This is a genomic window from Clostridium sp. AM25-23AC (assembly GCF_003435125.1).
Taxonomy (GTDB): Bacteria; Bacillota; Clostridia; order Lachnospirales; family Lachnospiraceae; genus Pilosibacter; species Pilosibacter fragilis.
This window is the reverse complement of the sequence record NZ_QWGI01000014.1, coordinates 47,121-61,239: the sequence shown is the minus strand read 5'-3', so window position 1 is coordinate 61,239 and position 14,119 is coordinate 47,121. Positions and strand designations below refer to the sequence as shown.

The 14,119-nt window shown below is 48.3% G+C and carries 12 protein-coding genes; all 12 read right to left on the bottom strand.

What is annotated here, in order from left to right:
* Positions 1-315 precede the first annotated feature (315 nt).
* The 12 genes from cas3 to DW677_RS09985 all read right to left on the bottom strand — a co-directional run bounded on the left by cas3 (position 316) and on the right by DW677_RS09985 (position 13,833).
* The gene (gene cas3 / locus DW677_RS10040; protein ID WP_117567093.1) at positions 316-2,475 is read right to left on the bottom strand and encodes a CRISPR-associated helicase Cas3'; all 2,160 of its coding nucleotides are present in this window, start codon (positions 2,473-2,475) and stop codon (positions 316-318) included.
* A gap of 353 nt (positions 2,476-2,828) precedes the next feature.
* A complete protein-coding gene (locus DW677_RS10035) occupies positions 2,829-3,578 on the bottom strand; it encodes a YoaK family protein (RefSeq protein ID WP_117567091.1) in 750 nt (249 codons plus the stop codon).
* A 238-nt stretch (positions 3,579-3,816) separates the two neighbouring features.
* A complete protein-coding gene (gene pepT, locus DW677_RS10030) occupies positions 3,817-5,058 on the bottom strand; it encodes a peptidase T (RefSeq protein ID WP_117483149.1) in 1,242 nt (413 codons plus the stop codon).
* Positions 5,059-5,222: 164 nt separating this feature from the next.
* Positions 5,223-6,098 carry a protease modulator HflC gene (locus DW677_RS10025; protein ID WP_015554456.1) on the bottom strand — a complete coding sequence of 292 codons (876 nt, stop codon included), beginning with the start codon at positions 6,096-6,098 and terminating at the stop codon, positions 5,223-5,225.
* Entirely contained in the window at positions 6,099-7,265 is a 1,167-nt protein-coding gene (gene hflK, locus DW677_RS10020) for an FtsH protease activity modulator HflK (RefSeq protein WP_015554455.1), read from the bottom strand.
* On the bottom strand, positions 7,262-7,819 hold the full coding sequence (locus tag DW677_RS10015; protein WP_015554454.1) for a Holliday junction resolvase RecU: 558 nt from the start codon (positions 7,817-7,819) through the stop codon (positions 7,262-7,264). The genes hflK and DW677_RS10015 overlap by 4 nt, the downstream gene beginning before the upstream one ends.
* A 100-nt stretch (positions 7,820-7,919) precedes the next feature.
* Positions 7,920-8,918 carry an RluA family pseudouridine synthase gene (locus DW677_RS10010; protein ID WP_117567089.1) on the bottom strand — a complete coding sequence of 333 codons (999 nt, stop codon included), beginning with the start codon at positions 8,916-8,918 and terminating at the stop codon, positions 7,920-7,922.
* 11 nt (positions 8,919-8,929) lie between these two features.
* Positions 8,930-9,502, bottom strand: a complete 573-nt coding sequence (locus DW677_RS10005; protein ID WP_242992144.1) for an O-linked GlcNAc transferase-like protein — start codon at positions 9,500-9,502, stop codon at positions 8,930-8,932.
* A 61-nt stretch (positions 9,503-9,563) separates the two neighbouring features.
* Entirely contained in the window at positions 9,564-10,328 is a 765-nt protein-coding gene (locus DW677_RS10000) for an SDR family NAD(P)-dependent oxidoreductase (protein ID WP_117567087.1), read from the bottom strand.
* Positions 10,329-10,404: 76 nt separating this feature from the next.
* The gene (locus DW677_RS09995; RefSeq protein WP_117567085.1) at positions 10,405-12,375 is read right to left on the bottom strand and encodes a YgiQ family radical SAM protein; all 1,971 of its coding nucleotides are present in this window, start codon (positions 12,373-12,375) and stop codon (positions 10,405-10,407) included.
* Between the two features lie 58 nt (positions 12,376-12,433).
* Positions 12,434-13,090, bottom strand: coding sequence for an HAD family phosphatase (locus DW677_RS09990; protein ID WP_117567083.1), 657 nt, complete (start codon positions 13,088-13,090; stop codon positions 12,434-12,436).
* On the bottom strand, positions 13,087-13,833 hold the full coding sequence (locus tag DW677_RS09985) for a pseudouridine synthase (protein ID WP_343220151.1): 747 nt from the start codon (positions 13,831-13,833) through the stop codon (positions 13,087-13,089). The genes DW677_RS09990 and DW677_RS09985 overlap by 4 nt, the downstream gene beginning before the upstream one ends.
* Positions 13,834-14,119: the final 286 nt, after the last annotated feature.

Below are 14,119 nucleotides of genomic sequence, written 5' to 3'. Positions count from 1 at the left end.
TGTTATTTTACAGTTATACTATATCACACCCCTATCATAAAATCAATAGCCTCATAATTCTGTTTGCTTATTTATCAACGAAATAAACTTTTTATTTGCATTAGCATAAGTAAATGGATCTGTATTAGTCTCATATTTTTTACACAACTATATTGTTTTGTATTATAATTTAAATGTCAGCTTTCACTTTAATTAAAGCTGTGGATTGAAATGTTGACAAATACGCCAACATGAAGCAAGGTCCAACATGGATAAAACGTTTTATCCCGTTGGACCTCCATTTTAGAAACAATTAACGATCCTTTTTCCCGACCGCTAATAAAATACTCCCATCCCCGATTCGATTTTTAATGTAAGCCCCCATTCCTTCGCATACTCATCTTCTTTACAAAGTTCATACAAATCCTTGATATCCTCCGATATTGCCCGAAGCATCCCGGCATCATACAGCATTTTAAAATTTTTCTCGTATACATTAACACAATACTGTCCTGCTTTTCTCATCAATGATTTCGTATATCCCTTACAACGAATTTCGCTTAAGATCTGTTTCGCCTCTTCCTCGCGCGGCACCAAAATCGAAATGGTATTCTCTTCTATCAGTTTGAACTCTTTTGCAACTGTCGAGAAATTGTAACTGTTCTTTTTAAACTCATCCATGATATTCTTTTTATCCAAAACATTTCTTTGAAGATAATACAATTCTCTGAAATATTGTTCAACAGTTTCTGGGTCCGAGAAATCCATCCCCCGGTTCATAAGCGAGTTTGCTACATCCATTTGTTTTCTCTGCCCCGGCATGTACTCTCTTTCCGCCAATGAAAAGATGTAGACATTACTATCTTCTGCTGCCTGTTTTCCTTCACGATTGCACCTACCTGCAGCCTGAATCATAGAATCAACTCCCGCAAGCTGACGGTATACCGAATGAAAATCAAGATCAACTCCTGCTTCCACCAAACTCGTGGCTATTAAAATACAGGATTTTCTGCACTCCCCTTCTTTCTGTTTTAATCTCTCCCGCACTTTCTGAAGCACGGACATTCGATGTTTCGGATACATTGATGTGGAAAGATGGTACACGTGCTCTTTTCCATTCCCTTTTAATTTTTCGTACACGGATTGTGCCCGCGCTTTTGTATTGACAATGCAAAGTGTTTGTTCTTCTTCCATTAAACGTTCCACAAGCTCGTCCTCACTGATTCTGCCAATTGTCCGGAAACTTGTTCTCGTAAAATACTGAAACTGCTCTTCTTTTCTCGGACATAATTCGCGAATATTCCATTTATTCCGAAACAATCCATCCAATGCAGGTTGTGTTGCAGTGCAAAGAACAAGACTTGAGTGATAGTTTTGAACCAGCTCTTCCATCACCGCCAGACATGGGATTAGATAGTCAGTTGGCAGCATTTGCGCTTCATCAAATATGATCACACTATTTGCAATTCGATGTAATTTCCGGCACTTCGAGGATTTATTAGAAAACAAGGACTCAAAAAATTGAACATTCGTTGTGACAATAACTGGTTTATCCCAGTTCTCCGCTGCAAGCTGCATTGGTCGAAATTCCTCGGAAGATTCATAGTCCACATTATAATGATTTTCGAGAACATTTTGGCTGCCCAATATATCCCGAAATACTTTTGCGTTCTGCTCAATTATGCTCGTATATGGAATTACATAAATTACCCGTTCCATCCCGTATTCGATTGCATGCTTCAAAGCGAATGCCAAAGATGCCAATGTTTTTCCTCCTCCGGTTGGCACCGTAAGGCGGAACATTCCCGGTTCTTCTTTTCCTGAAGCAATGCAATGTCGTAAAATTTCACTGCGCCGTCCATTAATAGTTTCCAAATTTTCATTTGACAGCCAACCGCCTACATGGTTGTATAATCTTTGATATAACTTATTTAACGGATCGCCCGCATCTCGATTTGTTGCTCCATTCTCCATGAAATATTCTGTGTCTAAAAAATCCGCATCTACCAGACAGGAATACATCATCCGAATAAAAACACTTAGTGAAAAATCCGGAGTTACCGTCTTCTGGGGATTGAAAGGAAATGTTTTTAAACATGGAATGTTTATTTCATCTTTATAACGGCTAAAATCATCCACCCCTTTCTTCAATCGTCCAAACAGACTCGATTTATCCAATCCTGATATAGTCCCCGTATTCGGCAAACCTGCATGATGCCCGGCAATACAATAGCTTAAGATCCCATATAAGCCACCCATCTCATAGCATACTTTTGCTCCTGCAGTTGAATGGTCCACTTTAATATTGTTGTCTCCCTGAATTTTCTTCTGAAACTGCTCAGAATACTTACCAATATCATGCAACATTCCGACACAATATCCCCAATCATCTTTGACAAATGCTTTAGCAAACATTGCTGCCAATTCGGCAGTTCCTATGGAATGCTCTTTTATGGTCTGTTCCCGTTCCCCTTCTATGTGTGCCAGATATTTCATACTGTCTCCTTTCAGTTCATTTCTTCTCTGCAACGAATTCCTGATATTATTCCATGTCTGAAAATAGCCGCCATCACCTGCAAATCTCGCAGATCCCAGTTTTCTCCGTTTTCTCCGTCAGCTTTCTCTTCCTGACTGAGCCGCACCTGAATCCACAGAATTTACCTTTTATATAACTCTTATATTACCATATTTTTCTGCCTTTTAGGTGATTTTTGGAGCGTTTACTATCATTCGCACATTCGTGTCTTTTTGTGTACCAGGGAATTTTTCGGCATTTCCCGATATACAAAACAGGCAGCCGACCCATCCCTGAATCAACTGCCCATTCCCGTTCATCAAATATCCAATTTTTAAATTTTCTTCTTCTCTTCCTTCTCCAAAATCTTCGCCTCTTCCATCATCTCTTCTGCCTCCTCCTCTGTCTCCTCCGGAGTCTCATCTTCTATCGGAAGTTCACCGATGCTGATAAAGATCCGCGCGACAGCAAGGGGAATAAAGCCTACGCAGGCACCGAGTGCGTTGCCGAAGGCAGCTACACCGGTGACACCGAGGAGGGCACCGAGAAAGAACATAAGTACCGTGTTGCTGTAGAGCACGGCTTTTCTCTTAAATTCTTTATCTTTTGTCAACGCATACTGCGTCCAGCCGAGGACGGATTGTTTGAAGTTGTTTGTGATGAAAACCGTCGCGCTGTTGAAACCATCTGCGCCGGAATATACCCCCCACTGGAATGCTGAGCAAAAAAAGATCGGGTAAACACCCGCAATCGGCGAGAACCAATCCGGCAGCAGGGCCGTAAGTCCGAGACCGGTCGCATCCACCCAGATCGCCAGCTTCCGCATATGTAAGTTTGTATAGTTTGTCAGCATATAGGAGGCGATCACACCGCAGGCGAAGATCACCATCGCCAGCAGACGGAGTCCCAATTCCTCCCATTCCATAAATCGGACGTTCGAAGCCATCTCCATCAGGTTTCCTGTCTGTGCAGAGCCGAAGACTCCGGCATGGGAAAGGATTGCATAACCGCCGAGGAAACCGCCCACAAAGGAAATATTCCAATGCAGGATCGCGTCCAGACGTCTTTGAATCGTTTTTATCATAATCTGTACCGCCTTTCTGCGCATGATTATATCGTGACTTCGTCACTCACTAATTTCGCCGTTCGCCATAACCGTGCAAGCACGCTTCTGACTCACTTTCGCTCATTATATCATGAATAATCTGCCCCTTCAACATAAAGCCATGTTCTAAATTACATTCATACATCCAAAAAGAAAAGCGGGAAGCGACATCCAGCGCCTCCCGCATTTTCTAAACAGCCATATCCTGATCCGGATTTTATGCCTGCTTCTCAACCTTCGTAAACTTTTCTGCGATCTTAAGAAGCAGCTCCACTGTCTTCTCCATGGACTGAATGCAGATGAACTCATACTTTCCATGATAGTTATGTCCGCCGGTACAGAGGTTCGGACATGGAAGTCCCATGTAGGAAAGTCTGGATCCGTCAGTACCGCCACGGACCGGATTTACGACCGGTGTCTCGACGCCGAGCTCCTTAAATGCCTCCGCCGCGATATCCATCAAATACATATGCGGGCGGATCTTCTCTGCCATGTTGTAGTAGGTGTCTGCGATCTCCACCTGAACAGTTCCCTCACCGTACTTCTCGTTTAAGAACGCACCGATCTTCTTTCCGAGTGCTTTCCGTTCCTCAAACCGCGCCATATCATGGTCACGGACAATATAGTGAAGAGTCGTGTTCTCGACATTTCCGCCGATGTTGTTCAGATGGAAGAATCCCTCATATTTTTCCGTATACTGCGGCTTTTCGTTCTCCGGCAGCATTGACTGGAATTCCAGACCGATCAGGATCGAGTTTTTCATCTTGTTCTTCGCGCTGCCCGGATGAATGTTGCTTCCATGGATCGTGACTTTCATGGATGCCGCGTTGAAGGTCTCATACTCCATCTCGCCCCAGGCGCCGCCGTCAACGGTGTAAGCCACATCTGCGCCCCAGCCGGGAACATCAAAGAAGTCAACACCGTGTCCGACTTCCTCGTCCGGTGTGAAAGCGATCTTGATGGTTCCGTGCGGGATCTCCGGATGTGTCAGAAGTGTCTCTGCCATGGTCATGATCTCGGCAATTCCCGCCTTGTCATCTGCACCTAACAGTGTCGTTCCGTCGGTGGTGATCAGATCCTGTCCCACATAGTTTTTTAAGAATGGGAACATCTTTGTTGTCATCTTCACTCCGAGCGCCTTATTTAAAGTGATATCCTTTCCGTCGTAGTGTTTGACGAGCTGCGGGCGGACATTCTCATCCGGACAATCCGGTGAAGTGTCCATATGCGCGAGGAAGCCGACGGTCTGGCAGTTATAATCCCCGTTTGCCGGAATCGTTCCGTACACGTAGCCGTGCTCACTCATGGAGACGTCCTTCACCCCGATATTCTTTAACTGTTCGGACAGAAGCTTCGCCAGCGCGAACTGTTTTTCCGTACTCGGAACTGTCCCCGCATCCTCTGCGGACTGCGTATCGAATGCTACATACTTGAGGAAATAATCAACTACTTTTGACATAACCCTTCTCCTTTACCGTATCATTATTTATCAGACATCCACGATCTTTTTTACTGACCGCGGTTATGTCCCGCAGCAGCCTGCTTCGTCCGGATCGTTCCGGATCCACAGCATCACTGCTTCACAGGAATTTTCCGCTGCTGCGGTTTTATCCTGGCCGTTCCTTAATAGTTTCCCCTGAGGATCTTCGCAAGCTCTGAATTTTCATCCAGAATGATCGTCTTATTATCTCCCTTGAGACTCGCCTTTAACGCGTCCAGACTGCGGATATAATTATAGTAATCGGCCTTTCCCTCGTCATTGTACGCGCCGGAAAGGATCCTCATATACTCTGCCTCGCCTTCCGCCCGGATCTTCTCCGCCTGGGCCTGCGCCTCGGAGATGATGATGGAGACCTCTTTATCCGTACTGTTCTTGATGACATTGGACTGGTACTCACCGTCTGCGATATATCCGGCAGCGATATTCTGCCGTTCGGAGATCATACGCTGGTAAACAGCCTCCTTGTTGGAATCCGGGAGGTCTAAAAGCTTCGTCTCCACCTTTTTTACCTTGATTCCGTAGCTGTCCAGAGAAGAACCGATCTTTTCTGTGATCATCTCTGCCAGCTTTCCGTCACGGCCGGAGATCACATCTGCCTGATCCGTGGAGGAAATGACATTTTTTACAGCATTATATACAACGACGGAAATTCGGCTTTCCGCATTTGCTTTGTTCGCTCCGAGTCTGGAAAGGTATGCCAGCGGATCTGTAACACTCCACAATGCAAAGGAATCCGTTACCATCACCTTTTTATCCCTTGTATTAACCTCACTCGGAATAAGGTCATAGATCATCTCATAATTAGGAATCGACTGTGTTGTCTGAAGAAACGGGATCTTAAAGCTGAGACCCGGCGTCTCGACCACCCGGACCACTTTTCCGAACTGGAGAATGAGCTTATACTCGTCATTGTATGTGCTCACCATACTTCCCTGAAGCAGAACAACGATCAGAAGAAGAACAACGATTCCTATGATTCTTTTTCCTGTCTTTTTCATTTAGTTCCCTCCTCCCGTCTGTGCTGCGCTGCCGGAAACTGCCTCTGAAAATGGTTCTAACGGCAGCAGCGTCTGTGTGCCGTTTCCGCCGGTGATGATGACCTTGAGATCCGGAAGAACTTCCTCCATAGTCTCATAGAACATACGCTTTTTTGTGATCAGCGGGTACTTCACATACTCCGCGTATGTGTCCTCAAAACGCGCCACCTGTCCGTTTGCCTCGTTGATCCGCTGTTCCTTGTATGCCTCGGCATCCTGCAAAAGCTTATCGGCCTTTGCCTTCGCCTCCGGAATGTTCTCAGACTGATATTTCTTTGCGGAGTTGATCGCCGTCTCCATGCCCTGTTTCGCATCCTCAACCGCCTTGAACGCATTCGCCACATCATCTCTCGGCATTTCCGTATCCTGAATCGACACGTTGTAGATTCCATATCCGATATTTTCCTCGACAAGACGGTTTGTGAGCTGCTCTTTGATCCGCTCCTGAATCTGAGTCTTTCCGGTAGTGATCACATCATCAACATTATAAACGCCGACGGTATCGCGGATATAGCTCTGAGCCAGGTTCTTGATGATAGACTCGTACACACTTCTGTGGCGCACCGCCTGAACCGGATCTGTGACCATGTATTCCACATAGAAATCCACGTTTGTCAGATTGAAATCCTTTGTGATCATCAGGCTCTCGTTCTCGATAGATACCGGATTGTCTATGGAGGCGCCGTCCGCCCGGGCCGGGTCCGTCGTGTAGCCGATCTGCATACCCGTGATGGCTTTGGAAACCTTAGTCACGCGCTGGATCACCGGAATTTTAAAGTGAAGACCTGATGCCTCCTCCACTGCCGGTTTTCCGAACGTGGTGACCACCGCCATCTCCTCCTCGGAAAGAGTATAGAAGCTGTCGAAGGAAAGCACTGCCGCCGCGAGGACGATCACAACCGCAGTCACCGCAAGACCTGTGTGCTTCGGGACCCGGATCCCCGGCCCCTTCTTCTTCTTCTCCTTCTTCCCGGAACCTTCCTCCGGCTGTTCGTACACCACGCGCTCTGCCTTATTTTCTTTCCGCTTCTTTGCACCCGCAAAGAGTTCGTCCAGTGTCCCGTTCTTTTTTAACGCCCGGAACACGAACGCCGCGATCACAACGAGCCATATGACCATCTCAATCATTCGCTGTCTCCTCCTTTTTCTTCCTTCCGGTCAAGATCCTGCTGGATCCCTTCCAGGTAATGGACATACATGTCCCGGTGGCTCCGGATCCTGTACGCTTCCGGCACCACCTCATCATAGGTAAAGCTTTTTCTTCCGCCCTCTTCCATCCGTACCCAGAAACGGTTCACCACATCAAAAGGGACATAATAGATCTCGTTCTCCGCTGTGAAGGAGAGGATAATGAAAGCAATTCCGCCCTGGGCTTCAAATTCCTTCATGAATGCGATCTGGTGCGGGTGGATATTCTGGAGTGGGAACGTACTCACCGCGCATTCCTTCGCGTCAAAGCAGACCGGAATCCCCTGAACCGCACCGATATAGTCGACCGTACTTTTCATGTCGAAGTACGCCAGCGTGATATGACGGCTCTTTTTGTCGATCTCGATCGGCGTGATCGGGGTCGGGATCTTCTGGATCAGAGCCAGCTTCTTTTCCCGGTAGCTGTCATTGGTCCGGTTGAGCAGATCTTCCAGCGTGGAGCCACGAAGGCCCCTGGTTTTCCATGTTCCCATAGTTGTTCCTTATCATCAATGCAAATATTTTTGAGTGATTTACATAAGTTTTTTATGTCAACCAGCTGTTTGTCACATGTCTGTCCGGTGCTGCCAGATTTTATGGCGACCTGATCCCTGTCTCTTTCAGTACCGAACCAAAATATCCCGGCAGCGGCGCCTCAAACACCCGCCCGGATAGATAGACAAACGGTTCCGCAAGTTTCGGAAACTCCAGACGGTAAGAATGTAAGAGCTGATACTTCACGGTCCGCCCTGATGGGTTGACTTTCGAAACTCCGCCGTACTTGAAATCCCCTACGATCGGATGCCCAAGAGACGCTAAATGGGCGCGGATCTGATGGGAACGTCCTGTCAGAAGTGTCACTTTAAGCAGCGTAAACCTTCCATCCGTTGCGATCGGCTCATATTTTGTCCGGATCCGTTTCGGCTCCTCGTCTCCGCCTCTTCCTCCAAAGCGCTTTGCCTCCGCCTCCGTGAGGATCCGCACCTGATTCTTCTTCTCATCCTTTAAAAGCCAGCCGTCCACCGTCTTCACGTCCCGGATCTCGCCAGATACAAGACACTGATAATACTTGTGGATCGAGCGGTCTTTAAACACGCCGGAAAGCATCTGAAGACCCGCCAGAGACTTTCCTGCTGCCACGATACCGCTGGTATTCCGGTCCAGACGGTTGCAGACCGAAGGGCGGAACGCGCGAAGCCCGCGCTCCGTGAGCTTGCCGCTCCCCAAAAGATAATCGATCAGATACTCCACCAGAGACTCATCGGTCTCCTTAGCCTTCTGCGACAGCATACCCGCCGGTTTGTTGACCAGAATGATCTCGTCATCCTCATAGAGAATATCGAGATCTACTTTCTTTACCTCCTGCACCTGAACACTGGAAAATTTTTCGATGGTGTCCTCCGCAAGAAACAGCTTCACGACATCGCCTTCGGCGAGTTTTTCATTTCCCTCACACTTTTTCCCGTTCAGCGTGATGTTCTTCTTGCGCATCATCTTATAGAAAAAGCTCTTCGACGCCTCATTCATGTACTTCGCGAGAAATTTATCCAGTCGCTGTCCCGCCTCGTTCTTTTCAATCACGATCTCTCTCATCTTTTATTCCCCTACATGGACAGACTCTTTAATAACTTTAAAACATGTGGAGCGCTTCCGTCATCCTCTTCCTCTGTGACGGTCTTAAGCTCAGAAAGCCTCCGTAGGAACTTTTTCTCCTCGTTCATGACCTTCGCGTTTCCGTCCAGCTTCCAGCCCACCAGCATCTCGTTTAAGAATTTTTCCGCCTTCCTCCTGTCTACGTTTTTGTTCGGACAATAGAGGTAGACCCCGGTCGGATGGACAACCGCAGCGTCCACCGGCATGATCAGGTCATTCGATGTAATGATCAGATCGTATAAGATCGGAAATTTCTCCTCGTATGGAACACACGCGTCGTGAAATTTCTCCGGGACCTCCGGGATCCTCGCCGCAACCACCAGAGGGGATGCGAGGTTTGCCATCGGCAGAACCGTGAGGATCGCACTGATCGTGACAAGATTTTTATAGATCTGCGCCGTGATAAAGTTTCTTAAAATAAGCTGCGCAATGATCGCCAGAATAAACAACACCACAAAGAAAAGCTGACGTTTCTTATGGGCAGTACGGTAACGGTAAGTTCCTTTTTCCAGTCGTAATTTCAAGTTTTTCCCTCTTTTCTGCTATACTTTATAAATTTTCAGTGCTCTGTCCCGCAGCCGGAGGTTACCAGTTGATAAACCCCATCAGAATCTCATGCGGAACGATCCGGCAGAGAACATAGAATGCTTTCATCCACGGACCATATACCGAGATCCGTTTGCCCTTCATACTGTCCAGGAGAGCTTTTTTCACTACTCTTTTCGGATCTGCCATCGTGAGTTTCTTGATAGGTGCAAGCTTTCCCCCATTGAGAGCGATCCCGAAAAACTCCGTCTCGACCGGTCCCGGACAAACCGCTGTCACATAGATCTCCCTCTTTTTTAACTCGGCAGCCAGAGCCCTGCTGTAGCTCAGCACAAAGGACTTTGACGCGGCGTAGACCGCGAATCCCGGCTGCGGCATAAACGCCGCTGCGGAGGCAAACTGGATGATCCGGCTGTTCCCTGAGATATACGGAAGTACCATCTCCGTCACCGCCACCAGCGCCTCATCGTTTAACCGCACCATTCCGGTGGAGAGGGCGCCCGGGATCGTTCCCGCAGCACCTGTCTTTCCGTATCCCGCGCCGTTTACGAGGATCTTCACATTCGGCTGTTCCTGTTTTAAAAGTCCGGAAAGCATGCAAAGGTCTTCCTCGTCTGAAAGATCGAACGGCAGGATCCGCAAGGACACAGGAACCTTTCCAACGAGCTCCTCCAAGCGGTCCTTTCGTCTGGCGATGACCCAGATCTCCTCCAGTGCCGCAAAGTGATCCGCAAGGAGATACACCATCTCCCTTCCCATTCCCGACGACGCGCCGGTCACGATCGCAATCTTTTTTCCACTCATGAAATCTGCCTTTCTAAAAATATGGTCGAGCTGTATCAATGCTCATCTTTTTACAGATCCGCGCAGGATAACGCCGTTATTTCTTTCGTCCTCCCTGCTTCGGCTTCGGTCTTCTCCCACCGGTCTGTCCGGCCATTCCCTTTGCCCTGCCGGATAAGACCTGGCGGCCTTTTCCTTCCGTTTTCCCGTTCCCGGGCTTTTTTCCGGTCCTCGTTCCGACTTTTTTTCTATCTGCGATGTCCTTCGTTATCTTCCTTGGCTTGATCAGGCATTTCTGGTCAAATCCGATGAGATCCTCTCTTCCGGCCTTGATCAGTGCCTCTTTTACAAGATCATAGTTGTCCGGATTCCGGTACTGGATCAGGGCACGCTGCATCGCCTTCTCATGCGGGTTCGTCGGCACATAGACCGGTTCCATCGTCCGCGGATCCAGCCCTGTATAGTACATACATGTAGAGATCGTCGACGGTGTCGGGTAAAAATCCTGTACCTGCTCCGGCATGTATCCAAGATCCCTTAAGTGTTCCGCAAGCTCCACCGCCTCTTTCAAGGTGGAACCCGGGTGGGAGGACATCAGGTATGGAACGAGATACTGCTTTAATCCCAGCTTCTCATTCATCTTTTTATATTCCTGAGCAAACTTCTCATAGACGGAATTCTCCGGCTTTCCGAGAAGTCTCAGCACCTGATCCGAGACATGTTCCGGTGCAACCTTCAGCTGTCCACTGACATGGTACATGCAGAGTTCCTTTAAGAAATCTTTCTTCTTGTCCGCAAGCACATAGTCGAAACGGATGCCGGAACGGATAAATACCTTCTTCACCTTCGGCAGCGCCCGGAGTTTTCTTAAGAGGGCGATATAATCCGTATGATCCGCGATCAGGTTTTCGCACGGCTTCGGGAAGAGGCACTGTTTTCCAGGACATGCTCCGTATTTCAGCTGTTTTTTGCAGGCCGGAAAGCGGAAGTTCGCCGTCGGGCCGCCCACATCGTGGATGTATCCCTTAAAATCAGGTTCCTTTGTCAGGTATTTCGCCTCATCGATGATCGATTCGTGGCTTCGTACCTGAATAATACGCCCCTGATGGAACGTCAGCGCACAGAAGCTGCAGCCGCCGAAGCAGCCACGGTTGCTGATCAGGCTGAATTTCACCTCCGAGAACGCCGGGATCCCGCCTGCCGCATCGTAGGACGGATGCCACCGCCTCATATAAGGAAGTGCGTAGACATCATCCATCTCCTGAACAGAAAGCGGTTTTGCCGGTGGGTTCTGGACAACATAAAGGTTGTCCCGGTACTGCTCCACAAGACGTTTTCCCGAGAAGGCATCCGTATTTTTATACTGGATATTGAAGCTTTCCGCATAACGTCTCTTATCTGTTTTGATCTCATCATAGGACGGCAGGGTAACCGCATCGTATACGGAATCCAGACTGTCCGTCTTATAGACAGTTCCGTCGATAAATGTGATATCCTTCACATCAAGACCGGAGTTCAGCGCGTCCGCGATCTCAACGATAGACTTCTCGCCCATTCCGTAGGAGATCAGGTCTGCCTGGGAATCCACAAGAATCGAGTGCTTCACCTTGTTCGACCAGTAATCATAGTGGGCCAGGCGCCGTAAACTCGCCTCGATCCCGCCGATCACGATGGGAATATCCTTATAAACGGAACGGATCAGGTTGCAGTAGACCACTGCCGCGTAATCCGGCCGCTTTCCCATAACACCGCCCGGCGTGTAGGAATCCTTATCGCGGCGTCTCTTTGAGACGGAATAATGGTTTACCATGGAGTCCATATTTCCGGCGCTCACGAGGAAGCCGAGACGCGGTCTTCCGAGAACCTGGATGCTCTCTTTGTCCTTCCAGTCCGGCTGGGCGATGATCCCGACCTTGTATCCGTAGGATTCCAGCACACGGCTGATGATTGCGGAACCGAAGGACGGATGGTCCACATAGGCGTCTCCGCAAACATAGACGAAATCGCACTGGTCCCAGCCTCTTTTTTCCATATCTGCCCGGCATACCGGGAGAAAATCATGTATCATATGTTATGTCCTTATTCATTTTATCGTTGAACCGGCAAATGAGCCAATCTTATAAAAACTATAGTAATTCTCTGTAATCGGAGATCACCGCATCCGCAAGCGCTCTCTTCTCATCCATCAGATCTGCCGAAAAATCATCCTCCATGGCGATCACCGGCATCCCCGCCGCTTTGCCTGCCATGATCCCCGCCGGGATATCCTCAAACACGAGGCAGTTCTCCGGTTGCACACCAAGACGTTTTGCGACTTCGAGGTAGATATCCGGCTCCGGCTTTCCGTGAGCCACCTCACAGGCTGTCACCACCGCATCAAAGTATTCTTTCACCTTCAAAGATGTCAGGACCGCATCTACGATCTCGCTTCCGTTGCTGGTCCCGATTCCTGTGCGGATCCCGTTCTCCTTACAGTATTTTAAAAATTCCAGCACACCCGGCTTCAAGGGTACTTCATGACGGTACTTGTCGATCGACATCCGGGTCCAGACTGCCTTGATCTCGTCAAGACTTAACGGGAGATCAAACCGCTCCTTAAAATATACCGCCGTCTCCGAAAAGCTCATTCCCTCGATCGCTCTCTGGATATCGTCCGGGCATTCATAGCCGTAAGCTCCCAAAAATTCGATATCGATCGCCTCCCACATCCACATGGAATCCACCAGAGTCCCATCCAGATCAAAAAGCATCGCCTTTTTATTTTCCAAAAAATTCTTTATCATAAGTTTTCCAACAACTCCCGTTCTTTATCCGTCAGTTTCCGGTATTCCCCGGTCTTTAAAGCATCATCGAGCTTCAGCGGCCCCATAGACAAGCGTTTTAAGTGAAGCACCGGACAGCCGGTCTCCTCCATCATGCGCTTAACCTGATGGAATTTCCCCTCGTGAAGCGTGAGCCGCACGAGACTCTCCGCCGCTGTCCCCGTCTTCCGGTCCTCCGCTCTTCTCTCTAAGATCTCCAGCTCCGCAGGCATACAGGAAAGTCCGTCCGCAAGCGTCATTCCTTCCCGGAACTTATCTACCGCCTCATCTGGGACAAAGCCCTCGCATCTCGCCTCATACACCTTATCCACGTGATGTCCCGGTGAGAGAAGACGGTGGGCCAGCGCCCCATCGTTTGTGATGAGAAGCAGACCTTCTGTATCGATATCCAGGCGTCCCACCGGGAACAGGTCTTTTCGGCTTTTTTCATCGATAAGATCCACCACGGTCTTTCTGCGGCGGTCCTCCGTCGCGGAGATCACGCCCTGAGGTTTATTTAAAAGGTAATATTCCAGTTCCACGTATTCTACCGGCGCATTGTCAAGACAGATCGTGTCTTCGCCTTTCTTTATCTTCGTCTCAGGCTTTTTTACGATCACACCGTTCACCGTGATCCGTCCTCTCCGAATCATCTCCTTGAGCTCCGTCCTCGTCCCTTTTCCCATATCAGCCAGATATTTATCCAACCGGATTGCTTTTTCCAAGTATTTCTCTCCTTCCGAATCCCGTGCTTTTCTGGTCCAGTCCGTATTCATTCTATTGGGAAATGCAGAATTCCCGGAAAATATGGACTTTTAAATAAAAAAGCACACTATCTTTATCATATCAAAATTCCGGTGAAAGTACAATGAAAATAATAGAAAGAGTTTATCTGGTGTTACAGTTCAGCCATGCGCTGGTTTGAATGAGAAAGTGTGTTGCAAGCTTGCTTGCATAAGCACTTTTTCATCCAAATCAGCATATGGTGGAACCACCAAGCTTCTTGTTTTC